The sequence below is a fragment of the Xenorhabdus griffiniae genome (assembly GCF_015163655.1).
Classification (GTDB): Bacteria; Pseudomonadota; Gammaproteobacteria; order Enterobacterales; family Enterobacteriaceae; genus Xenorhabdus; species Xenorhabdus griffiniae.
On the sequence record NZ_JADEUF010000004.1, the window covers coordinates 49,895 to 76,319 of the forward strand.

At 51.7% G+C, this 26,425-nt stretch carries 12 protein-coding genes; 6 read left to right on the top strand and 6 right to left on the bottom strand.

Annotation, left to right across the window (positions count from 1 at the left end; genetic code table 11):
• Positions 1-5: 5 nt before the first annotated feature.
• From IQ211_RS01820 to IQ211_RS01835, 4 genes are read right to left on the bottom strand one after another with little or no spacing between them, the layout of a single operon-like run.
• The gene (locus IQ211_RS01820) at positions 6-1,778 is read right to left on the bottom strand and encodes an ABC transporter ATP-binding protein (RefSeq protein WP_189759370.1); all 1,773 of its coding nucleotides are present in this window, start codon (positions 1,776-1,778) and stop codon (positions 6-8) included.
• A 2-nt stretch (positions 1,779-1,780) separates the two neighbouring features.
• Entirely contained in the window at positions 1,781-3,565 is a 1,785-nt protein-coding gene (locus tag IQ211_RS01825) for an ABC transporter ATP-binding protein (RefSeq protein WP_189759371.1), read from the bottom strand.
• Entirely contained in the window at positions 3,552-4,817 is a 1,266-nt protein-coding gene (locus IQ211_RS01830) for an MFS transporter (protein WP_189759372.1), read from the bottom strand. Before IQ211_RS01830 ends, IQ211_RS01825 begins: the two co-directional genes overlap by 14 nt.
• The gene (locus IQ211_RS01835; RefSeq protein WP_189759373.1) at positions 4,814-6,814 is read right to left on the bottom strand and encodes a TonB-dependent receptor; all 2,001 of its coding nucleotides are present in this window, start codon (positions 6,812-6,814) and stop codon (positions 4,814-4,816) included. The genes IQ211_RS01830 and IQ211_RS01835 overlap by 4 nt, the downstream gene beginning before the upstream one ends.
• Before the next feature lie 320 nt (positions 6,815-7,134).
• Between IQ211_RS01835 and IQ211_RS01840 the strand changes: the two genes are divergently transcribed.
• The 4 genes from IQ211_RS01840 (at position 7,135) to IQ211_RS01855 (ending at position 25,025) form a co-directional block, all read left to right on the top strand.
• Positions 7,135-8,115, top strand: coding sequence for a helix-turn-helix domain-containing protein (locus IQ211_RS01840; RefSeq protein WP_189759374.1), 981 nt, complete (start codon positions 7,135-7,137; stop codon positions 8,113-8,115).
• Between the two features lie 481 nt (positions 8,116-8,596).
• Entirely contained in the window at positions 8,597-10,387 is a 1,791-nt protein-coding gene (locus tag IQ211_RS01845) for a ShlB/FhaC/HecB family hemolysin secretion/activation protein (RefSeq protein WP_189759375.1), read from the top strand.
• Between the two features lie 68 nt (positions 10,388-10,455).
• Positions 10,456-24,513: a hemagglutinin repeat-containing protein gene (locus IQ211_RS01850; protein WP_193836314.1), complete on the top strand. Its 14,058-nt coding sequence runs from the start codon at positions 10,456-10,458 to the stop codon at positions 24,511-24,513.
• A complete protein-coding gene (locus tag IQ211_RS01855) occupies positions 24,510-25,025 on the top strand; it encodes a DUF2247 family protein (protein WP_105399873.1) in 516 nt (171 codons plus the stop codon). Before IQ211_RS01850 ends, IQ211_RS01855 begins: the two co-directional genes overlap by 4 nt.
• 47 nt (positions 25,026-25,072) lie before the next feature.
• Here IQ211_RS01855 and IQ211_RS01860 read toward each other — a convergent pair whose 3' ends face one another.
• Positions 25,073-25,315 (bottom strand): SymE family type I addiction module toxin, encoded by a 243-nt coding sequence (locus tag IQ211_RS01860; RefSeq protein WP_189758927.1) that lies wholly within the window; start codon positions 25,313-25,315, stop codon positions 25,073-25,075.
• Positions 25,316-25,418: 103 nt separating this feature from the next.
• Entirely contained in the window at positions 25,419-25,649 is a 231-nt protein-coding gene (locus IQ211_RS01865) for a hypothetical protein (RefSeq protein ID WP_189758928.1), read from the bottom strand.
• Here IQ211_RS01865 and IQ211_RS01870 point away from each other — a divergent pair.
• On the top strand, positions 25,648-26,091 hold the full coding sequence (locus tag IQ211_RS01870; protein ID WP_189758929.1) for a hypothetical protein: 444 nt from the start codon (positions 25,648-25,650) through the stop codon (positions 26,089-26,091). The two genes, IQ211_RS01865 and IQ211_RS01870, sit on opposite strands and share 2 nt — an antisense overlap.
• Positions 26,084-26,323, top strand: a complete 240-nt coding sequence (locus IQ211_RS01875; RefSeq protein ID WP_189758930.1) for a hypothetical protein — start codon at positions 26,084-26,086, stop codon at positions 26,321-26,323. Before IQ211_RS01870 ends, IQ211_RS01875 begins: the two co-directional genes overlap by 8 nt.
• Positions 26,324-26,425 lie beyond the last annotated feature (102 nt).

Here is a 26,425-nt window from a genome sequence, read left to right on the forward strand (position 1 = left end):
GTGGGTTACACCTTGTTTAAGTGAATACTGGGATGTAAGTGCCAATGCTCTTCTGAGCCAAGGTGATTTTTCCAAAGGGATTGGTAAAGCGGGCAACGCTCCAGTAATTCATCGTGTGTACCGCTATCACAGAGGGTTCCATGATCCATTACCAATATTTGATCAGCACGGGTTATCGTGCTTAACCGATGAGCGATGACAAAAACGGTTTTATCCTGAGTGAGAGAATCAAATGCTTCTTGTATTAACTGCTCATTTTCGGGATCCAGCGACGCCGTTGCTTCGTCCAGGAATAGAACCGGGGACTGTTTTAGGATCGCTCGGGCAATGGCAAGCCGTTGGCGTTCGCCGCCCGATAACGTACCGCCATCCACACCTAAAGGTGTATCGTACCCTTGCGGTAATGCCATAATCGTATCGTGAATATTGGCGAGGCGGGCCGCCTGTTCCAGCTCTGACTGTGTCGCATTCGGATCTCCCAGACGAAGATTGTTGGCAACCGTGTCCTGGAATAGTGCGGTTTCCTGGAACATCATTGTGACGGTGTCATACAGTGCTTGAGTCTGGTAACGATGAATAGGGTTCCCACCTAAACGGATTTCACCTTTATCCAGTTGATAGAAAGCGAGTAATAAGTAGGCCAGCGTGGATTTACCACTGCCACTTGGCCCCACAATAGCGGTCATACTGCCTTGTGGGGCATAAAATGACACGTCCCGGATAGCGGGCTGGTGAGTCCCAGGGTAGCTAAATGAGATATTATTAACTTCAACATCATATTTGTTTGGTGCAGCTAATGGCCCGGAAGTTTGTGTTGCAATCGCCTCTATCTCTGCAATATGTGTTTCACCGACTTGTGTCAATGCGGTTACGTTGAGCAGGGGAATGATCCCGCGTAAAGGGGTAATAGTGGCGAACAACAATAGAATAGTGATCAGCATCTCAGGGAGAGTGAGTGCTTCATGAAAGCGTAAGGCTCCGGCCAGAATGCCAACAACCACGCTGGTATCAATAATGATGTAGAACAGACTCAGCAACGGTATGCTTTTGAATATTCCACGGCGGAATGCGGCACGTAGTTGTTCAATTTCATGGTCAAAACGTTGTTCTACCGTTGTGGTCGCAGCCGCTGCGCGAATAAATGCCATGCCCTGGGCATATTCTACGATTGCTTCGGATACATCAGCCATCATCGCTGCCCGACGGCGCAGTATTTCATTGAGTTTTTGCCGGATCCCACCCAGGATCAGTAATCCAACCATCAATACTAATAGGGCACAGCCAGCAACAACCCAGTCGAACCAGAATAAAGCCAGATAGATAAGCGTCAGCATCATAATCTGGCAGGTAATTTGTGGGGTGGTATAGGCTGATTGATTTTCCTGCCATTGCACATCTTCGGATAATGTCAGGGCTATTTTTCCGTCACTTAGTCCGCGAATTGTCGCGATGGACATACCGACAAGCCGCTGTAGCAAAGAGCGGCGGATTTCTATCCCCAACCCATAAGCGGCAATGGTGAGTTTACGTAATGCGCGAGACATAAAAGTGAATCGCAGCAACAGTAAAATAACCAATAATGTCAGTGTGATAAGTGGCAGCATAGCGTTGTCACTTTCTTTCGGATGAGTTCCCTCCAGATGAGTAATGGCCCAGGCAGCGATAGCCAGTTGCGCCATAATTGCAATGGTATCAAGCTGCTTATATAACAATCCACCCAACCAAACCCGTTGTAGTTTTGCGGACAGATGTTGTTGGAGACGATTAAATAATCCCATGATTAATTTACTCCTGTTCCGGTATTTTCTCCCCGCCAGGCTGCCCACTGTTTGGCATACGCGCCTTGCTGTGCGAGTAGTTCATCATGGGTGCCTTGCTCAATGATTTGTCCTTTATCCAGGACCAGTATTTGATCAAGGTGACGGACGGTTGGCAGGCGATGGGCGATAACAATCACTGTCTTATTGCGGCATAACGCATTGAGTGCTTGTTGCATCTCTTTTTCACATTCTGGATCGGCATAGGCGGTGGCTTCATCCAATACAAGAATGGGCGCGTTTTTCAGGATAGCGGCGGCAACGGCGATACGCTGTTTTTCTCCTACAGACAAGCTAATACCGTTGTTGATTACGGTGTTGTAACCTTGTGGTAACTGTTGGATAAATTGATGTGCTTGTGCTGCGATGGCCGCTGCTTCAACTTCTGCTTGTGTAGCATCAGGGCGGGCCAGGCGGATATTATTGGCTATCGTATCGTTGAACAGAAATACCCGCTGGAACACAAAAGAGATGTTATTACGCAGTGTGGTTTCATCCATGTTGCGGATATCAACACCACCAACAGTAATTTTGCCCTGTTGAGGATCCCAAAGACGGGCAATCAGGCTGGCTATCGTGGATTTACCAGAGCCGCTGGCACCAACCAGAGCGAGTGAACTGCCGGCAGGGACGGAAAACGAAACGTTATTTAAGACATTGTCCTGCTTATCTTGATATGAAAAGCTGACATTATGCAACGTCACAGTATGATCGGCAGGAGTCTGATTTTGGGTACATGGCGCTAATTCAGGTTGATTCATGAGCCAACGATATCGTGTAACTAAGGCTTCTTGCTGTTGCAAACGTGTCATCACCGAAAACATAGATGAAGCAATATTGCCGAATGCCATAGCGGCCAGAATAAAGAAGGTGAATTCAAATAAAGTGATTGCTTGTCGGTTAAATAGCCAGACCGCCAAGGGGAGGACAAACAGCAGATTAGCGCTGGATAGCACAAAAAATCGGCTGGATTTGACCTGCACTTTCTCAACCCAAACATCGATAATACGTGTCAGGGCGGTAAAGGCTTCTTCCGCTCGCTGTAGGGCAATATTGCCGCCTGAATAGGTTTTCACTACAGGAATTGCGTTGATAACTTCACCCATTGTCGAAGCAATACGATTTTGGGTGGCGTAAAACCGCTGGGTAGTGGTTTGAACTTTCATCTGAATATAGATGAATAATAAACAAGCACCCAAAGTTGGAATAAAAGCCGCTAATGCTAATCGCCAGTCAATGGCTAACATCACACCCAATGCTATTAATGGGCCGAACACGGTTGCTGACATCTCTGGAATAATGTGGGCGATACCATCCTCAAGTTGTTCGACGTCATCTAACATCATCTTCTTGATTTCGGTGCTGTCAGTCTGCATAAAGAAGCCCAGGGGAACAGACTTCAACTTATTGCTGATATTACGACGAACATCAGCCTGAACATCGGCAGCGATCAAATGAGCAACAAACGTTGAACCACTGAAAGTCAGCATCGCGGCAAAGGTGAAGCTTAATAACATGACGCCGTAATTCAGCAAGGTGTCATATTGCCCGTCATAGAGTGATTGGGTAATAAGGCCAGCAACTGCGGCCGGCAATATTTGCAGGCCAGCAGAAACAATGGCAAGTGCGATAGCAACGTAACTCAGCGTGCGGTATGGGCGCATCATATCCCACAATGTCTTAAGGACACCGGCGTCAGCGGCACGTTGCTCAGGAGAATTTTGAACAGAAGGATCATTGCTGGGCATAGGTGTTTTCCTTTTGGAAATCGTGGCGCTTACGTAATGTCCAGAACAAGCCAGCCAGGGTGAAGAGGGAGGCAAGCGCGAAAAGAGAGGCATAGCTTGCTTTGGTTACAATCAATCCACCCAGCATTGAACAGATGATGGCAATGCTCATATCTGCGGATTGCATCAGCGCAAAATCCACACCAGATTGTATGCCTGCTGCCAGAGACATCATTTGGGTATACAAGGCAACAAATTTGGTCGCGGTGATTAGCGTGATAAAAACGTATGCTGCTGAAAGCAGGGATAGGGGTGTTTCTGGTTGCTGAGAAAGCCAGAAAATACCCACTAACACCAGACACTCAAGCAACATGACCGCCAATAATGTCTGGACGGTACCTAGCTTCCGAACCACGATGCCGCCAAGCAGGACACCAGATAAGCCAGCTAATGCACCACCACTGGCAGCAATGATGCCTAATTGGGTTAAGTCTACGCCGCGATCGACTAAAAATGGGGAGAGCATACCGAGTGACAGGCGTGTCCCCATCATACATAGCAGTATTAAAATCAATGCCTGTTTAACCGGAGTACGACGTAATGCACTCTTTAGCGAAGGTTTTGGCGAGGAGGGCGTGATCGATGTTTTTGACGTGCTCGATTCTCCCTGTCCCTGCGTTTTTCGGATGAACAAGATAGGCAGTGACATTAATAGCATCACTATCACTAGCATGCCTGCACCAATGTGCCAGCCATAGAGTGAAATAAGATATAAAAACAGACCGCTGCCAATAATGGCGCCCAGATAACTTCCCCCAACCTGCATGACATTGCTCCAGGGGCGATGCTGTGGTGGTAATCGATCGATAGCATGGCCGTCTGTGGTGGTATCTACCACGGTCAGACAAAGCGTAATCAAAAACAGGGCCGCTATGATAAGCGGCATATGTTCGGTAGGGTTCGCTAAGGACATTAAACCAAAAAGCAGTGCAATTAACAGATTGCCGCAGAGCATGATGCGGCGGGGGTGAGTATCCCCCGAACCTGATTTGCGATAGCGTTCTACAACGGGAGCCCAGAGGAATTTTAATGCCCAAGGTAACATTAATAGATAGAGTAACCCTATCTTATCTGGGGTAACGCCGTGGTTGCGTAGAAATGCCGGCATGCTTTGTAACGTTAACATACCAATGGTACTTTGGATGGTGTAAACACCAGCCAAAGTCAAAAGTAGTAACGAGATGTGACGGCGATGTGGGGTGTTGTGCATCATAGTGCAATGCTCACATCCAGCCCAACATTCAAGCCTTTATTTATCATGCTATACGTATTGTTTCCCATCTGGAAACTGGATACGCGGTACTGTTTGTTACCTAAATTTTCCCCATAAAGTTTGACATTGATGCCATGATCCATTTCTAAACTGAGTGAGGCGTCATAGAGAGTATATCCCCCTTGTTCAAGGGTATTCGCTTCATCAAAGTAGCTTTTTGAATAGTAGCGAGTGCCAGCATTGAAATAGAGGTTACCTGGTAACAATGTTTGATCAATCAGATAATCGAAACTTGCATTAAGCATGACATCTGGTGCATAAGGCAGGCGTTTGCCTTTATAATTTACGCCACTTGTTGTCTCAGTGAAATTTGACTTACCTACGCTACCCCCCAGAGAAAGTCTAAGCCCTTGTATTGGTTTAATCTGGCTGCTCAGCTCGATACCTTTACTTTCTGCTTTTCCGGCGTTACGGATAAATTGTCCACCCATAGGTCCGACGTAGATCTGTTTATCTTTGGAACGAATGTAATAAACTGCACTGTTTAATGTCATTGCGTCATTAAAGAATGAGGTATGCCAACCAAACTCATAATTGTCTGAGGTTTCGGTATCGTAAGGCTTTTTATCATTGGCGGAGGAAACAATGTTATTGAACCCGCCCGGCTTGTACCCTTTGGTGGCAGAGAGATAGAAACGGGTATCTGGTGTCAATTGCCAGCCCAGTGCTGCCTTAGGTATAAACTCATTGCTGGAAACCTGGTTATCAAAAGCGTCGACCGCCATCATGCCAGAACGGCCTGCATAGGCTATTTGAGATTTTTCATGTGACAAACGCCCGCCAAGCGTCAGATCCCATTGAGAAGCGATGGGTAATTTGACTTCACCAAACAGGGCCAGTGATTTTGTTTTTATCGTGTTCAAGGCAGCGCTATAGTAATTCATATAGGCGCCAGTATGATGTCTGCTAGTTTCATCTGAGAACCAGCCGCCGAGAACGCTGGTAATCCCATTAGAGTAGTTGGAGTTTAAGCGTAGCTCTTGGGTAGTGGCATGGTGTTTTTCTTTCCATTTACCCCCGATAAAATCACGGGAAATATCGCGATCCTGATAGGCGGTGATACTGGTTAATACGTTGTTACCAAAATCATATTCCGCTTTGAGTGCATAACTGTTGACGCGCCGTGTTACATCCGGGATAAGGCCATCATATTCTTTCCGACGGAACTGTTCGTCGGTTAAATAAAGTTCTTCATGTGAATTGAGATCTTCATGAGCAAAGCTAAGTTCAGCGCTGAATGGAGACTCTTCTGGTGCAAAGGTCAGCTTTCCTTTGCCAAGCCAGGTCTTGCTGGAGTCAATATTTTTATCACCGCGATTTGGGGCATCAATTTGTCCTGGCTCTTTTACCCAGCGTAGACTCATGCTGCCATAAAGCATGTCTTCAATAAGCGGTATTGATCCGCTGAAGGAGCCCCCCTGTTTTAATTTAGAATAATGACCAGAAAGGTTAAGCCAAGGGCCTTCTTTTGGAGAACGAGTGATGATATTGATAACACCGGCTTGGGCGTTGCCACCATATAAAGTGCCTTGGGGACCACGTAATAATTCTACACGTTCTACATTAATTAACTCTTGTGTCAAAAACTGGTGATCTTGAGGAACACCATCAACATAAATGCGAATAGAGGGTGAATAGTAATCGGGTGAGCTGATACCCCGAATGGTGGTTGCCGAGTAGGTTCGGTTACCGCGAGAGCGGATTTGTAAGCCAGGGAAAGCACGCTCAAGATCCTGTACTTGGGTGATACCCGCTTGCTCAAGTTCCTCGCCAGTTTTTACCAAAATGCTGCCATTGACTTTATTTAATGCTTCTGCTCGTTTGTTAGCCGTCACAATCAAAACATCTTCTGTGGCTTCGGGTGAATGCTCCGCCCAAGTCACAACAGGTGTGATCAGACAACATAAGACAGATGCTTTAGCATATTTTTTTTTCATAAATACTCTTTATGCCTTTCCAAATCATGTTTTAAAAAGATCAAATGTGGTAAACCAAACAAGCGTGGTAAACCGAAAACAATCTTTAGTGAAATTAACTGGAATAGAAAGGAAGAGCTAACGGGATAGGGACAAAAATAGCGCGATACGTACTATTGATAATGATTCTCATTAATGATAAATTGCGTGATATTCACATTGGTATATAAATATATAAAATAAAAGAATAATGTCTTTAACACGCACAACATACTATTTTTATTGTGGAAAGCGTTTTTTTGAAATGGTTGGTGTCTGATGCTGATTTTACAGGGGATTTCATGAAGACGATCTATAGCGAGACATTGGGGATTTTCTCTGCGGGCTATGGCAATAATAGGCACTCACTAGCAGAGGAAAACAACACAACGCCTTCATTGCTAACAGAGGAGCTATCTGATGGAATTCATATCAACCGTATCCATCTTGAGTTAAGCCAAGATTTTACAGAATATTGTGAAGGGCCACCAACAGTGTCAATCGCCTTTGTTCTCAATGGGAAGGGAAAAATGGCAATTGAAAATGGCGAGGTTTTAGATATTAATCCGGGAACGATGGTCTTTTTTTATTCGCCTACGGTGACGCGAGGTATGAATTTTTTTGGCTGCGGAACCTGGCGTATTCTCGATATCCGTTTTTCTCTGAACGAAATTGAAGCTCAGGAGTTGCCATCTTTTACCAAGTTAACGGCTGGTTTTGAAAAAAACGCGAGTTATAGTGATGCTTTGATGATGGCTTGTCCTATCTATCCGCCTTTTATGCAGATAGTGAATCAAATAGAAGAGTGTCAATTAAATGGTAGTGTCAGAAAAGTCTACTTAAAGGCAAAGGCGTTAGAAATACTCGCTTGCGTGACAGCGCAAATTTATGATTGCCAATATAATATGATTAGCGGGTTGCAGCGCAGGGCTGTTTACAATGCGATAAAAATCATTAATAACGATTATCATCATCCCTGGACAATAAAATCGTTATCAAGAGCAGTAGGTCTGAATGAACGAAAATTAAAAGAGGGATTTCGTGCGGTTGTTTTTCGTACTTTTCATCAATATCTGGAAAACGTTCGTATGACCACAGCGGAAGATTTATTGAAGAAAGGAATGAGTGTCATTGAGGTTTCTGCCGCAGTAGGCTATTCCAGCCCAAGTCATTTTTCTAAACGTTTCCGGCAACATTATTTAATCAACCCTAAAGCATGGCAGGCAAAATATGCCGTGAATCACACGCTACTGAAAGAAAATATTACAGCAGAAAGTCAGTAGAAATGCCGAATATGGTATAAGGTCTTAATTGGTGTTTAACTAGTTAAATAGGTGCCTTTTCCGCTTAATCCCCGTATGTATCTATCTATCTTTCTTTCATACACAAATCCCCTGAGAAAAAGTCGGGGGATTTTTTGAATCTTTTTCCTCTTACCCAAAACACCGGCGGATATTGAAGCCGCTTACTGATTTACGCGTAATCCATCCTATTTATCATCCCTTTTAATCATATTCATTTCGTTTTTGTTTTGGGTAAATTTAAAGCTCGAATTAATCTGCTTAATGTTTCACATAATGTGTTGTGATTATGTTGGTTTATTGCCATATTGTTGCATTTTTAGAGTTAAATGGCCTGAATTTACGCCATTGTGATGAATATCCCATCGGGCAGCTTGATAATTAACCTCCGCCGACCATAATACCTCATCTTAAAATTACCTTATTACTGTTTAATAATAATTACGTATCCGATGGGTTTACTATGGCAACGGTAACTTCCCGCTACATAATAGCCGGGCTGGCCGGATGGACTGTATTTGTATTCTCCCCCGTACAGGCCGATGATCCGCCCTTTATTCAGCAAAAACAACAATCACAGATAGCAGAACAACGTCTGGCAACCTCGGTGCGACTTACTGCGCCTTTTTCCGATAACACCATGCAAAGTGCGGCGACCCTGGATGCTCAGGAGCAACTCCGGCAGCAGGAAAGGCAGCACGCGCTACAACAGCAACAGACGCCGGATACCGATGTCCGGCTTACTCGACCCGGCGTGCGCCAGCCTGATTATCCGGCTAACGAACATCCCTGTTTTACGATCAATACGTTACGTTTGGAGGGCGACGCTGCCCACCGTTTTCAGTGGGCACTGGACGCGGCAGAGGATGCCAAAGGGCGTTGCTTGGGTGGACAGGGGATTTTGCTGGTCAATAACAAGGTGCAGAATGCCATTCTAGCCAAAGGTTATGTCACCACCCGCGTGATGGTGCAGGAGCAGGATCTGACTGGCGGTGTGCTGACGCTGACGCTCCAGCCTGGACGCATTGCCAATATCCGCTTTGATGAGCCGGTGTCCTGGCGTGGGCGGCTGTGGAATGCGATGCCGGCCGCATCCGGGGATATCCTTAATTTGCGCGATATCGAGCAGGCGCTGGAGAATTTCAAACGGGTGCCCAGTGTGGAGGCCGACATTAAAATCGAGCCCGGTCAGCAGGAGGCGACCAGTGACCTTCGGATCAGCTGGAAAGAGGGCCGCCCGTTCCGGCTCAGTCTGGGACTCGATGACAGTGGTGCCAAAAGCACTGGCCGCTATCTGGGTTCGGTAACCCTGGCGATTGATGCGCCTTTTGCCCAGAACGATCTGTTCTATGCCAATATCGGCCGGGATTTGTTTGAGCCCGGTCCCTTTGGTAACCGCGCCCGTACTGTGAATTACGTCTTTCCGCTCGGCTACTGGGCGTTTTCTGCCAATTACAACGACTATACCTATCACCAGAATATCGCCAACGCGAACGAACCCCTGACCTACAGTGGCAAAAGCGAGAATGTGCAATTCACGGTGTCCCGACTGTTATTTCGCAATCAGTCACATAAAACCACGCTCAATCTGCGGGTCTTTCGCCGCCATTCCACCAATGCCGTGGGGAATATAGAAATAGCACAACAACACCGCCGTACTGCGGGCTGGGAGTTAGGCTTAAGCCAGCGCAGTTACATCGGCAACATCACGTTGGATGCCGGCATCAACTGGCGGCGGGGAACCGGCGCCTTCGGTGCGCTGCCAGCACCGGAAGAAGCCTATCACGCAGGCAGTGCCCGCACAGGGATGGCCCTGGGTGATATCAGTCTGAATGTGCCTTTTAAATGGGGCACACAGCCCTGGCGTTATCACACCAAAGTGCGTTGGCAGTGGAGTGCAAACCCGCTGACACCCCAGGACAGGCTGGCGATTGCCGGGCGTTATACCGTGCGCGGGTTTGACGGCGAGCAGATGCTGTCCGGTGAAAAAGGGCTGCTCTGGCGTAATGAGTTAGCCTGGAATGTCCTGTCGCGCGGTCACGAGCTTTACGGGGCGGTGGATTATGGTCGTGTGGATGGACCGGGCACCCGCTATCTCGTCGGGCATCAGCTGGCGGGTGGTGCCCTGGGTGTGCGCGGCACGCTGTGGCGCCGACTCAGTTATGACCTGTTTGCCGGCGTGCCATTCTACCAGCCCGCGGGTTTTCATACGCCAGGCGTGAGTGGTGGTTTCAGCTTCAATCTGGAAATTTGATAACAACGCTCATCCTTAATCACAAACAAGTGTTGCGTTTATTTATTTGACCTGGACGGACAGGATTTATGAACAAACAGTGTTATTGCCTTATCTACAGCCGCACGCACGGTGAATTGCGGGTGGTATCGGAACTGGCCCGCAGTTGCAGTACCGCACCCGGGCAGCGTCGTGGTATCGGTGCATCGCGCTTATGGGTGACGGTGCGCCGCGCGGTGTGGCTGTTGGGGGCGGCACTGTTTGCTGGGCAGGCGTTGGCTGACGGTATTATCGCTGACAGGCAGGTACCATCTGGCCAGCGTCCGGAAGTGATAACCACTCAGAATGGTCTGCCGCAGGTCAATATCAATGCGCCCAATCAGGCCGGCGTATCACATAACCCCTACCAGCAGTTTGATGTCGGCCAACGAGGTGCCATCCTTAACAATTCGGCGCTGATGACCTCTACCCAACTAGCCGGGATGATACAGGGTAACCCCCGCCTTGATCCCAATGCCGCGCCGGCTCGGTTTATTATTAATGAAGTCAACAGCGATAAGCCCAGCCAGCTGCGGGGATTTCTGGAAGTGGCTGGTGGGCGGGCACAGGTGATTGTGGCTAACCCGTCGGGGATTGTGTGCAACGGCTGTGGCACCATTAATGCCGGGCGCATGACTCTGACTACCGGCAAGCCGCAGTTGAACGCTGACGGTAGTCTGGCTGGGTATCAGGTCGAACGAGGCGTGGTGAGCATTGAGGGCGGTGGACTCAATGGTGACCCGCGCCATGATACCGGTTATGTTGATATTCTGGCGCGGGCGGTGAAGGTGAATGCCGGTGTCTGGGCAAAAGCGGAACTTGCCGTGGTGGCGGGGCGTAATCGCATCAGTGCTGACAGCAAAACAGTGACGCCACTAGCCGCAGATGACAAAAAGCCCGAACTGGCGATAGACATGGGGCAGATGGGTGGCATGTACAGCGGTTATATCCGTATGATAGGCACGGAAGCGGGCGTCGGTGTGCGTAATCAGGGCGGGCACTTGCAGGCGGGAAAAATGTTGACCGTCAGCAGTGAAGGCCGGCTTAGCTGGCAATCGAGAGAAGAGAAAGAGCCAGTCACCCAAGTGGTGGGGGATGTGACCTTGACTGCCCGGGACGGTATTGAACATCACGGCAAACTACACAGTGGCGGGCAGCTTGCGGTACAGAGCCGTGACGGTGACATTCAGCAGTCCGGCACCCTAGCGGCAGTGGGCGATATTCGGTTGACGTCGGCTCGGGGTATTCAGAGCCGCGGGCATGTGCTGGCCGGCAGCGATATCAACAGTACGCTGAAGCATAAGGCGAATTTGACGCTGAACAGTCAGGGGAATATCCAGGCCAGCGGCCATTTGCTCAGTCTGGGCGATATCAAAGTGACCGGTCACCGGGTGGATATCAGTCAAAGCCAACTGGCGGCCAGCCGGGCTAAGATTGGCGCACAAGCCGGTGGCGTTGCCCTGCAACAGGCCAAAATTGACAGTCAACAGCTGACCGTGAAAACCCCGGGCAATATCGACGCGCAACAGGCACAGGTACGTGTCGGACGTTGGGAGATAGATGCCAACAATCTGTTCAACCAGAAGGCAGTCTGGTCTCAGGTGGAAGCCGGGGAAAGCCGTTTTGCGCTGGCCGGGGTACTGGATAACACCGGTGGCCGCATTGAAGCGCCACAACTTAACCTGAATGCCGGTTCCTTGAACAACCAGCAGGGGCATCTGGTGGCGCTTGACAAGACGGTGCAACACTGGCAAGTGAGCGGATTGCTGAACAATACCGACGGCCTGCTGGGTAATAACGGTGACCTGCGGCTTGATACCGGCAGCCTGAATAACCAGCGCGGCACGTTACAGAGTCAAGCGGCATTGGACATCATATCGGGAGACGATATCAATAACAGCGAGGGTAAGCTGCTGTCCGGCCAACGACTGACAGTGAAGGCTGAGCGCAACATTGATAATCAGGGCGGTCTATTGGAGAGTCCGTTAACATTGGACGTGACATCGGGCGCGGATATTAAGAATTCACAGGGCAAACTGTTTGGCCAACAGCTGACGGTGAAGGCCTCTGGCAGTATTGATAACCTGTCCGGAGAGATGCGGAGTGAACACTTGTTGCTGACGGCACATAACCTGACTAATACGGAAGGTAAGGTCGTCAGCCAGGGGCGTCTGAAGCTTGACATCCGGCAGTCGCTGGTTAATCAGCACGGGTTTCTTGATGCCGCTGACGCCCTGGATATTCTCACCCAGGGCAACTGGGATAACCGCAGCGGAACCGCTCAAGGCGGCAAACAGATTGATGTCTCCGCCCATCACATCGATAACAGTGACGGCAAACTGTTGGCTGATCAAGCACTGACCGTGAACACGACGGGCAATATCGATAACCAGCGCGGCACGTTGCAGGGGCTGTCCGCCTTGAACGTGACGTCGGGGGGCGATATCCAAAATGGTGAAGGCAAGCTGTTGTCCGGTCAGGCGCTGACCCTGACAGCGACTGGCAGCGTCGATAACCAGTCCGGCAATATCCAGGGCAAAGCGCTGGAACTGACGGTACAGAAACTGACGAATACAAAAGGTAATATTGTCAGCCAGGGGCATTTGCAGCTTAATATCAGTCAGGACATTGATAATCAGCACGGACTCATTAAAGCTGATGATGCACTGAATATCCACACGGAGGGTCACTGGGATAACCGTGGCGGCACTGCTCAGGGCAGCAAACAGGTTGATGTCTCCGCCCATAGCATTGATAACAGTGACGGCAAACTGTCGGCCGCCCAAGCGCTGACCCTGAACGTGGCCGATAATATCGATAACCAGTCCGGGGACATCCGGGGCGAAGCGCTGCAATTGACGGCGCAGCACCTGAATAATGCACAGGGTAAAATCGTCAGCCAGAGCCGTTTGCGGCTTGATAGTCATCAATCGATTGATAATCAGCACGGGCTTCTTGATGCGGCTGACGCCCTGGATATTCTCACCCAGGGCAACTGGGATAACCGCAGCGGAACCGTACAAGGCGGCAAACAGATTGATGTCTTCGCCCATCACATCGATAACAGCGACGGCAAACTGCTGGCTGATCAAGCCCTGACCGTGAACACGACGGGCAATATCGATAACCAGCGCGGCACGTTGCAGGGGCTGTCCGCCTTGAACGTGACGTCAGGGGGTGATATCCGAAATGGCGAGGGTAAGCTGTTGTCCAGTCAGGCACTGACCCTGAAAGCGATCGGCAGCGTCGATAACCAGTCCGGTAATATCCAGGGCAAAGCGCTGGCGCTGACGGCGCAGAAACTGACCAATACAAAAGGTAATATTGTCAGCCAGGGGCATTTGCAGCTTGATATCAGTCAGGGCATTGATAATCAGCACGGGCTCATTAAGGCCGATGATGTCCTGAATATCCACACGGATGGCCACTGGAATAACCACGGCGGCACCGTACAAGGCGGCAAACAGGTTGACGTCTCTGCCCATGGCATTGATAACAGCGGCGGCAAACTGTCGGCCGGGCAAAAGCTGACCCTGAACGCCGCCGATAATATCGATAACCAGTCCGGGGACATCCGGGGCGAAGCGCTGCAATTGACGGCGCAGCACCTGAACAATGCACAGGGTAAGATCGTCAGCCAGGGCCGTTTGCGGCTTGATAGTCATCAGTCGATTGATAATCAGCACGGGCTGCTTGATGCGGCTGATGCCCTGGATATTCGCACCCAGGGCAACTGGGATAACCGCAGCGGGACCGCTCAAGGTGGCAAACAGGTTGATGTTTCTGCACGCCATATCGATAACAGCGACGGCAAGCTGCTGGCTGATCAAACACTGATCGTGAACACGACTGACAATATCGATAACCAGCGCGGCACGTTGCAGGGGCTGGCCGCCTTGAACGTGACGTCAGGGGGGGATATCCAAAATGGCGGGGGCAAGCTGTTTTCCGGTCAGGCACTGATCCTGAAAGCGACCGGCAGCGTCGATAACCAGTCCGGTAATATCCAGGGTAAAGCGCTGGCGCTGACGGCACAGAAACTGACCAATACAAAAGGTAATATCGTCAGCCAGGGGCATTTGCAGCTTGATATCAGTCAGGGCATTGATAATCAGCACGGGCTCATTAAGGCCGATGATGTCCTGAATATCCACACGGATGGCCACTGGAATAACCACGGCGGCACCGTACAAGGCGGCAAACAGGTTGACGTCTCCGCCCATGGCATTGATAACAGTGGCGGCAAACTGTCGGCCGGGCAAAAGCTGACCCTGAACGCCGCCGATAATATCGATAACCAGTCCGGGGACATCCAGGGCGAAACGCTGCAATTGACGGCGCAGCACCTGAATAATGCACAGGGTAAGATCGTCAGCCAGGGCCGTTTGCGGCTTGATAGTCATCAGTCGATTGATAATCAGCACGGGCTTCTTGATGCGGCTGACGTCCTGGAGATTCGTACCCAGGGCAACTGGGATAACCGCAGCGGCACCGCACAAGGCGGCAAACAGGTTGATGTCTCCGCACGCCATATCGATAACAGTGACGGCAAATTGTTGGCTGAGCAAGCCCTGACCGTGAACACGACGGGCAATATCGATAACCAGCGTGGCACGTTGCAGGGGCTGTCCGCCTTGAACGTGACGTCGGGAGGTGATATCCAAAATGGTCAGGGCAAATTGTTGTCCGGTCAGGCGCTGACCTTGAAGGCCGTCGGTAGTATCGATAACCAGTCCGGCGACATCCAGGGCGAAGCACTGGAACTGACGGCACAGGCGCTGACGAATACGGAAGGTAAGATCGCCAGCAAGGGGCATTTGCAGCTTGATATCCAGCAGACGATTGATAATCAGCGTGGGTCAATCAAGGCGGGTGACGCACTGGATATCCACACGGATGGCCACTGGAATAACCACGGCGGTACCCTACAAGGCGGCAAACAGGTTGACGTTTCCGCCCGTAGCATGGATAACAGTGACGGCAAACTGTCGGCCGGGCAAAAGCTGACCCTGAACGCCGCCGACAGCATCAATAACCAATCCGGGGAGATCGAAGGTGAACACCTACAGCTGACGGCATCACGCCTGGATAATACGAAGGGCAAGGTCATCAGCAAGGGACGCCTGAAGCTTGATATCCGGCAGGCGATTGATAACCAACGCGGCCTTTTCGAAGCGGCTGACGCTCTGGATATTCGTACCCAGGGCAACTGGGATAACCGCAACGGCACCGCACAAGGCGGCAGGCAGGTCGATGTCTCCGCCCACTATATCAATAACAGCGGCGGTAATTTGTTGGCGGATCATGCATTAATCGTGAATACGACGGGCAATATCGATAACCAGAGCGGTACATTGCAGGGGCTGTCTGCATTAAACGTGACGTCGGGGGGCGATATTCAAAACGGCCAGGGCAAGCTGTTTTCTGATCAACAACTGACCGTGAAGGCCGCTGGCAGCATTGATAACCAGTCTGGAAACATGCAGGGCAATTATCTGCAACTGACGGCACAGCACCTGAAGAATACCCAAGGTAATCTGGTCAGCTTGGGGAACCTGCGGTTTGATATCCAGCAGGCGATTGATAATCAGCAGGGATTTATCGAGGCCGGTGACACACTGGATATCCATACGGAGGGTCACTGGGATAACCGTGGCGGTACCGCACAAGGCGGCAAGCAGGTGATCGTCTCCACCCACAGTATAGATAACACCGGCGGCAACCTGTTATCAGGCGGTGATCTGACGCTCAATAGTGTAGGCGATGTCATTAATCAGGCGGGTAAACTGTCAGCAAAGCAACATCTGCGTTGGCAGGGTGGTTCGGACAGCTTACTGAACAATGACGCGGGGACGTTGTATAGCGAAGGCGTGATGTCACTGAGGGGCGGACAACTGACCAACCGAGAGAAAGGTGAGATTCAGGGCAAACAGGGGCTGAAGTTGGATCTGACGGGCCGTTGGGATAATCAGGGGGGAGAACTGACCAGCGGCGGGCACAGCACGGTGAATGCGCTGAGCTTCCTCAATGCACAGGGAAAAATTCAGGTGCTGGACAAGCTGGATATGCACGTCACCCGGGCACTGGATAACAGCCAGGGCTATATCTTCAGTAAGCTGGCGCAATCCCTGCGTGCGGAAAACATCCTGAATACGCAGGGATGGATAGGCACCCAGGGGGGCTGGTCCGCCACGGCTGGCCAGTTTGACAACCAGAAGGGCAGTGTGTCGAGCCTGCAGGATGCCCTGCTGGCCGTCAGCACGCTGGACAATCAGAAAGGCGCACTGGCGTCAGCAGGTGCGCTGATGCTGCGCTCGGCACAGGAGATTAATAACCAGGAAGGTAAAATCAGCGCCCTGGGGCGGCTGGATGTGCAGGGCGCTACCGAGGGATCGGCGGCCGGCCGTGTGCAGAACGTGGGCGGGAAACTGCTGGCGGACGGCGACCTCGTTGTCACGGCGCAGAGTCTGGACAACACTGACGGCCTGATTGACAGCCAGAAATCGGTGCGGCTGAACTTAAACGGTAGGCTGGATAACCGTGACGGTAAACTGCAAAGCAACGGAGAGATGCAGCTTAATGCCCGGTCATTGCTGAATGGCACCGGTTCGATAAGCAGTCAGCGGCAGCTTGGGCTGCGCATTCAGGAACTTTTGGATAATACCGGAGGAACGCTGAGAAGCAATGGTGACCAGAGGATCTCTGCCGGGCAGGTCAACAACCGGCAGGGACTGTTCAATAGTCTGGGCACGCTTGACGTCACCGCCGATCAGCTTGATAACCCGGATGGGACGTTTATCAGCCGGGGTAACGGCATTTACCGCATCAATGTGCTCAATAACCAGCAGGGAAAAATCCATGGCGGCGGCACCCTGACCTTTAAGGGGGACGCGATAAACAATCAGACCGGACAGCTGATTGCCACCGGATCGATGCGGATCGACAGTCAAACACTCAATAACCACGGGCAAGGGAAAATTACCAGCCAGAACGCGTTGGTTGTGCACAGTGACCGGGTGAACAATCATGATGGCGGCTTGTTGCTGGGGACAACGCACACCGCAGTGACAACCCGTGAGCTGGACAACACGGCAGGACGTTTGCAAAGTACCGGCTCGTTGACACTGTCAAACCTCGACAAGCTGGTCAACCGGCAGGGGAAGATCCGTGCCAATGGCGCACTCGACCTCAATGCGGGCACCCCGTCTGTGCTGGCGTTGTTCAATCAGGGTGGACTCGTCCAGAGCGGGGGACAGCTGACGGTCAATACACGCGCCCTGGATAACACAGGCGGGACATTGCTCAGCCAGCAAGGATTGACACTGGCCGTGCAGCAGGATTACACCCACCGCATGGGGGATACCATTAGCAGTAATGGCGCGCTGACCTTCTCGGTGGGCGGGACGCTGACTAACCTGGCCGACTGGCTGTTGCCCAGTCACCTGATCGTCGACAGTACCCACTTCATCAACCAGGGGATGCTGGCCGGGAAAACATTGCAGCTGACGACCGGCATCCTGCGCAACGAAAAGCGCCTGGAAGCCGACAGCATGACACTCACCAGTGATACGCTGGATAACACAGACACGGTGATGGGAGATGTTATCACTGTGCGCAGCCGGGTTATCGACAACCACGGGCAAAACGCGGTAATTGCCGCGACGGAACGCCTGGATTTGCAGGCCGGTGAGCGTCTGACCAATCGGGATGGCAGCCTGATTTACAGTGCTGACACCCTGCACCTGGCCAGTGATGACTTGATTGAGAACAAAGCGAGCCGCATTGAGGCCGACGGGAATGTGTCGATTGAAGCCAACCGGTTGAATAACCTGCGCGAAGGGCTTGAAATCGTGCGCGAGGCAGAAAAAGGCGAAACCCAATGGCACCGTTATAACTACTATTGGCGCTCTTACGCTTCGGGGGTGAATCGCGACAAAAATACTATGGCGCCCACCACCCAGCGCTTGACATTCCGCGATGACGCCGCGGTGGAAAACAACCGTTACGGCACTCTGCTGGCCATTGATGCGGCCGGTAAGCGTGCCCAGGTTCGCGTCAAGGATCATAAAGGACAACCCTATGAATTGTGGGTGAATTATCTGGCACTGACGCCGGATCGCGACGGTAGTTACGCGATGACGTTCTATGAGACGCGCGGTCATCGCCAGAATACGGTGCCAACCCCTTATCACAACACGGTCTGGCGCGAGCACAACCGGGGACGGCTTGAGCAGTGGGACCCGGAGAAACATCTCGACATTGCTCATGTGCCGTTTGTAGATGATTACAATAACTTCCGTGAACGCTCGGCCACCGGCACGGTGACGCGGGACAAACTGGTGTCCGAAGGTATCGGTGCCCATATTCTGGCGGGGGGCAACATGACGCTGCGGATTACGGACGAACTGCTGAATGATGCCAGCACCGTCAGTGCCAACGGCGACCTGCTGACGAAAGGTGACGGCAAGGTCACCAACCGGGGCTATTCCGTGAATGAACGGCGTCAGGAATTCCTGGTCGACCATTACGACCGGGATACCCGGCACTGGTATCCGAAGCACCACAGTGATGAAACTGTCGCACTGGCGACCATTGATGCGATCATGACCGGGCACGGCGATGTCGCCATCAACGGCGCACAGCTGGAAAATACCACGGTCAACCCGGCGCAAATCAGCGTGGTTGAGGCCGCCCAGCAGGCGGCGGAAGCCGAGCGGGCGGAATGGGAACGTAACCCGCTGGCGGTAACGGTGGAGGGCGTGGCGTGGCAAGAGAAGGGCAGTCAACTGGTGTTGGTTAACCAGCTGCTTACGCCGCTTAAGCGGGCACTGACGTCGATCGACCAATCTCACTTATCGGACGATCAATGGCTCACATTGCTTAAGCGAGAACTCATGTCGACCGACCACCCTGTTATACCGGGTGATCAATTACTCACGCTGCTTAAGCGAGAACCCACGTCGACCGACCACCCTGTCACACCGGATGATCAATGGCTCACACCGCTTAAGCGGGTATTCACACCGGTCGATCACCCCCTCATCTCGGACGCGCAATTGCTCACGCTGCTCAAGCGGGAACTCACCCCGGCCGACCAGCCCCTCAGGCCGATCGAACGTCCCCTGACGCCGGCTGAACTGGCACTGACCCGTCAGCAACAACTTGACCGGGTTGCCCCCTTTGTGCCCAATAACGGTCTGTTCCGTCAGCACCCGGCAGAAGGCAGTCCTTATCTGGTGGTAACGGATGAACGCTTTACCAGCCGGACCCGGTTTATCAGCAGCGATTACCTGTTGCAGCGGGTAGGGTATGACCCAGCGCAGGTGCATAAACGGCTGGGTGACGGCTTTTATGAGCAACGCCTGGTGCGTGAGCAGATACTCAAGCTGACGGGGCGGCCTTCCGTGCGCGGTGAAGATGCGATGGCGCAGTACCAGACCCTGATGAACAATGGGACGAAGGTGGCCAACGACTTCCAGTTGGTGCCGGGCGTGGCACTGACGCCGGCCCAGATCGCGGCGTTGCAGCAGGATATCGTCTGGCTGGTGAGCGAGACGGTTGAGACTGCCAGTGGCCCGCAGACGGTATGGACCCCCAAGGTTTACCTGGCCAACACTACGCTGCGGCTGACCGGCCAGGGTGCCCTGATTGGCGGGGGTAACCTGCAACTGTCAGCGAACAGCCTCACTAACGCCGGTAACCTGTTTGCCGAGCGGGCACTGAACATTGACGCGGGGCAGTTTCTGCACCAGGGCGGGGATATCCGCGCAGACAGTATTGACGTACAGGCGGACAGCCTGACCTTAAGCACCCATCTGCAGGATGCCCTGCGCCAGGCCTCCATGAGCGCCCGTGAGCTCAGTCTGAGCGGGGGGGATATCCAGCTGCGCGGCGCGAAGCTGGAGGCCACCCGTCACCTCAGCCTGAATGCCCGCAATAATCTGGATATTGCTGCCGCCAGAAGGACCACGACGGGCAACATTGAGGTCATCGCCGGGGCCATGGGTAACCGCACCAGTGATGGCATGGAAGAGGTCGGAAAACGCAGGGCAACCGTCAGCGGCGAGTGGCAACAGGCGCTGGGCAGTACGCTGAATGCCGGGGGTAACCTCAGCCTGCGTGCGGGGCAGGATATCACGTTGCAGGGGAGCCAGGCCAAAGCCGACGGTACTGCCCGGGTGCAGGCCGGCGGCAACGTGAGCATTCTGGCAGAAAGTACCACCCACCGCACGCAACTGGAAGCCAATAGCCGGACCTCGTCGGTGAGTAACCAGCGTGAGGAAGAACGGCTGCATCTCAGTACCCTGAGCGGTAACCAGGGCGTGACGGTTCAGGCGGGCGAAAACCTGACGGCCGAAGGCGCGCAGGTTGACAGCCGGTCAGGGCATATCGGTCTGAATGCCCAGGCGGTTATCATTAAAGACGTGCGTCAGCGTGTGGCGGATCAGGACAGTGAGCGTAAGCGTGAGGGCAGCACGAAAAGCCAGCGGGAAATGGAGACGGTCAGCGAGCGTAGCGTGGGCAGCACCTTCAGCGGGCGGGACGGCGTTTCGGTGAGGGCGCGTGAAGGGGATATCACGGTCACCGGCAGCACACTGCACAGTGAGCAGGGGGTGCTGGCATTGCAAGCGAAACAAGACATTACACTGGACAGCGCCACCGAAAGTGATTACCAGTTCTCGGCATCCAGCGCAAATAAGAAGGGGATGCTGTCGAAAAGTAGCCACCATACGGTACAGCAAGACCACGTCACCCGCGAGAAAGGGACCCTGCTCAGCGGCGACAGCATCAGCATCACGGCGGGCCATGACCTGACCGTGAGCGGGTCGGCGGTCGCCGGGGATAAGGCGGTGACCTTGCAGGCGGGTAATAACGTAGCGATGAACGCGGCCACCGAAACCGAGTCCCATTATTTGCTGGAAGAGAAGAAAAAGAGTGGACTGCTCAGCAGCGGGGGCATTGGTTTCACCGTGGGCAGTCAGTCTACCCGTCATCAGATCAATGAAGACGGCACCACCCAAAGCCAGAGTGTCAGCACGGTGGGCAGCAGCCAGGGCAATGTGACTATCACGGCGGGTAACCGGGTACAGGTCGGGGGTACCGATTTGGTGGCCGGCCAGGATATCAGTCTCACCGGCGACAGCGTGCAGATTGACCCGGGGCAGGACAAACGTCGCCGGGCAGAGACGTTTGAGTCGAAACAGTCCGGCCTGACGCTGGCGTTGTCCGGCACGGTGGGCAGTGCGCTCAATACTGCGGTCAGCACGGCACAGCAGGCCAAAACAGCGGGTGACGGGCGGCTGAAAGCGCTGCAAGGCACGCAGTCGGTGCTGTCCGGGGCGCAGGGCTATCAGGCGTGGCAGCGCAGTGAGGCTGAATCCGCGAAAGCCGACGCGATTAATCAGGCGGGCGGTAATGCCGAAAAACCCACCGACACCATTGGTATCCAGCTTTCTTATGGCCGCCAGTCGGCGAAATCAGAAACCCGCACGGAACAGACGCAGTCACAGGGCAGCAGCCTGAGTGCCGGGCGCGATATTCGTATCAAAGCCACCGGGGACAATGCGGTTTCTGACAGTGGCGATATTCGGGTCAAAGGCAGCAGCCTGAAAGCCGGGCATGATATTGATATGGCGACGAAACGCGATATCGTGCTGGAATCGGCTGAAAACACCCGGACCACGCGGGGTGAAAACAGCAGTAAAGGCGGCAGTGTCGGCGTGGGACTGACCGCCGGACAGGGCGGTTACGGCATTAAATTCTCGGCCAGCGTTAATAAGGGCAAAGGCCACGAAACCGGCGACGGGGTGACCCATACCGAAACCCTGCTTGATGCCGGTAACCAGGTCAGCCTGAAATCGGGGCAGGATACGCGGCTTAAAGGGGCACAGGTCAGCGGGGAAACAGTGACAGCTGATGTTGGCCGTAACCTGCACCTGCAAAGTGAGCAGGATAAGGACAATTATGATGCCAAACAGGAAAATATCAGCGCCGGGGCGAGCTTCACCTACGGCTCGATGAACGGTTCCGCCAGTGTCAATGCCCGCCGCGACAAGCTGCACAGCACGTTTGATTCCGTGAACGAGCAAACGGGTATTTTTGCCGGTAAGGGCGGGTTTGATATCAAGGTGGGGGAACATACCCAGCTTGACGGTGCGGTGATGGCCAGCACGGCGGATAAGGATAAAAACCGACTTGACACCGGCACACTGGGCTTTAGTGATATCCAGAACAAGGCGGAGTACAAAACTGAGCACCAAAGTGTCGGTATCAGTACCGGCGGTGCGGTTGGCAGTCAGCTGGGCACCAATATGGCCTCAAATATGCTGGCTGGCAGCAATAAGCATGACAGCCAGTCGTCGACCACACATGCAGCGGTCAGTGATGGCACGATTGTGGTGCGGGATGCCGATAAGCAGACACAGGCTGTGGCTGACTTAAGCCGGGATACTGATAACGCCGCCAATGGCCTGAGTCCGATTTTTGACAAAGAGAAAGAGCAGCAACGCCTGGCTCAGGCGCAGGCTATCGCGGACATCGGCACCCAGGTGATGGATATCTACAATACGAACGAAGCGATTAAAGCGACGAAAGCCGCGACGGAAAAACTGAAAGACCCGCAAACGCAGCAAACACTGAAACAGGCTGCGGAAAAACAACTGAGGGCAGAAGGTCAACCCGCCGATGCGAAATCGGTGGCTGATCGGGCGCATCAGATAGCTTATGACGGTGCCATCAAAGCGCAGGGTGCCGATATCGGCAGCCGCCAGCGTCAGGCGGTGACGGCGGTCATCGGGGCGTTGCAGGGCCTGGCGGGCGGCGATATCAAATCAGCCATTGCCAGCGGCGCAGCGCCGTATCTGACCAATGGCGTGAAGGCACTGACTTATAATGGTAAAGACCACTATGATGAGTTGACGCCGGCAGAAAAAGCCACCAACCTGATGGCACATGCGATCTTAGGCGGGGTTATCGCCGAAATGAAAGGGGGTTCTGCCACTGCCGGGGCAACCGGTGCGGTGAGCGGGGAATTGGCGGCGTCTGCTATTATTAATGCACTGTACGGAGATAAAAATCCGAACGATCTCTCACCGGATGAGAAGGAAACCGTCAGTAACCTGTCCACACTGGCCGGCGGAATAGCGGCCGGACTGGCAACCAATTCTACGGCAGGCGGTGTGGATGGGGCGCAGAGTGCCAAAAACGCGATTGAGAATAATGCGCTGAGCTTGCCAAAAGGCATGGCGGAATACGGTCGGGCACAGAGTTCACTCGCCATGCAAATGCTCAGGGAAGGGGCGACCCCGGATGAATTGTCGGAAGCGTTGGCAAAACAAGCGAGAGGTACGCACCCTGAAGGGCAAGATCCGGCCAGAGGGCTGATTGTGGCGTGGGGGAACTTCTTCGGTGTGCCGTTGGATGTGGTGATGTCCAATGAAAAAATGACGCCGGAGAAAGCGGCTGAAATTGTGGCCAGCGGTGTGCCGACCAGTGAAGCGAAGGTGATGCAGTATGTGGCGGCTAAGGCATTCTTGGCACTGGCTAAAAATCCTGTTTCGGGTAGCAAAGCCGAAGGTTCATCACCGCAATGGAAAGTAGGAGAAGGGAAATTTAGTCCGAAGGATAAGGGCACGGTGACGAATGTTGAGCATCCGGTTGGTAAGTTTGATGGAAAGTCACTACCTAATGGAAAAGAAAACATTGCAAGTGACAAGACAATCAAAAATGACGTATTAGAGCATCAAAGGGTTGGGAGTGGCGAGAAAGGAACTGGTAGTGGAAATAAAGTAGATCAACTACCTAATAAAACTGTTGTTGATATTGATGGGAAAGAAATATCTGTTTATCCGAATAGGAGTAAGCCAACAGTGACACAAGAATTTCCTTCAGTAGCTAAGGCTCATGGTTTCAATGATATTGTTGACAATTATGCTGGCTTAGCAACACAAACGAAATTGAAAAATGGAGCCACTCTTTATCAATTGCCAGGAAAATTAAATGGGGTTGAAGGACGATTTGAGTGGATAGTAGATCCAAAATTAGGTGGTGTAAGCCATAGAATGTTTGTTACTGGCGGAACAGTGAATGGAGTGCCATCAAAACCATGATGAATGATATGTACTTGTTAGCTAAAAAAATGGAATTACTTGATTGGGGAATGATTTTTCTTGGAGCCAAGGGAAACCCTGTTGGTCGTTTATCTGCTCCTAATATAAGTGAGTTTGCATGTAATGAATTAACAAAACTTGATCTGTCTGATTCAATTCTGGTCGAGGTGTCTGAAGCTGCATTTTGCACAGAAATCAATCGTGAAGTGATCGATAGCTTAGAAGTCATATGTGATAAAAAAAATATAAATATACAGTTATCAGAAAGGAAATGGAGATATGTCGCTTTATATATCCTATTACTCAATGAATTGCCTGATGATTACGTATATGGTCTTCTCAAATTAAACGAGTTTTGGAACCTTTGGGGAGATAGTGTTGATTCACCGAATATAGTCCAAGGTGTTGGTAATAATCTTTCACCAACAGAGTATTATTCGGACGAGAATTACCACCTATTAATAGAAAAGCATCGTAACTGGTTAGATAGAGAGATTAAGCAATTGCAATAGAGTTGATACAGATCCCAGTCTAAGCGCTGGGATCTTCCCTTTAGCCGTCAATTATTCTCAACAAGCTGGATAATCAACTGTCCCCGTTCAACGGTGATATTCACCGCCTGTCCGGTGGTAAACCCAGCTTTTTCCAGCCAGTTGCCTTTAAGATGCAAGCTGGGATGCTGGCTGTAATAGCGGGTCATGCCGGTGTTCCGGTCGGCGTGACATCGGCTGATATAGCCGACCTTATAGCGGCGTTGCGCTTTCGAACTGCCTGAATTTACATTACAATCGCGTTCAGCCATAGCTAACTACCTCTGATAGTGGGTTGTGGTTAGCAGCATTATCCGGGTGGCCGCCCGGTAATGCTGCGTTGATAAAAGTCGTCTCTTCTGTAGCAAATGTCTTCTACGATGTCAGTAACTGTGTCATCTTGGAACGTTTAAGTAAACTGTCCATTAATACAATCAGCGCCTGCTGATCTTCATCCGAAAGAGAATCCATCTGAGTCACGAGCGCCTGTAAACGGGGATTATGTATCTGTGGTGGTGCCATCGGTTCCAGCCCGACGAGTGCATCCAGGCTACTTTGTAATACCTGAGCGATCATGTGGGGGACCGTTGGCTGGAATGCCGGCATGGGAGCAGCGGCAAGTGCTTTGAAAGGGGATGATCCATTTTCAATTGGTACAAGTGCTGTAAGTTCAGGTGTAGGTTCTGCCCTGGGATATGGTTCAGGTAAAATTATTAGCAATGGATGGAATCAATATGGCTTATGGAAATCCGGGGGCTGGGATCCAAAATACAACCCTAAATTGCAGGGCGGAGCAATAAAAGGGGAATTTGGACTTTCGAAAGATATGAAACCTCATCCATTACCTGGTGTTGTGGGAAATATGGGGGCCGCTTTTACAACAGAAATCACAAACTCTCTGATTCAAAGTGAAATTAAAGAAGCTCAGGGAAACGTCAATAAGATTTCTGGCACTGTTGGAAATATGGAATCTACTGGCACAACAGGGGTAACAAACACTTCGATTCAAGAAGGAATTAAGCATGTCAAGGAGGAAGATAGTGAATAAAAATATTAATCAATTTGAATATTTTCTTGTTGTAACTATTTTATGTGTGGTAAGTCTGTGCCTTATGGGACTGTTTATCTACTGTACTGTTAAGTGCATTATTTGGTTATTCATTGGTGGAGATTTTCTTTTTTCGTTTGAGTATGTGAAGAAAATTTTTAAAGCAAGTGTGATTGCAGGGTTAGTAGCCGGAATAGGGACTTGGTTTATAGAATATAAGCTACGTAAATGACGTTAAGATCCCAGCCAAGTGCTGGGATCTTCCCTTTAGTGGTCAGTTGTTCTGTAAGCGTCCGGTGGTCTCACCTTGCTTTATCAGATAAGCACAAAGTGG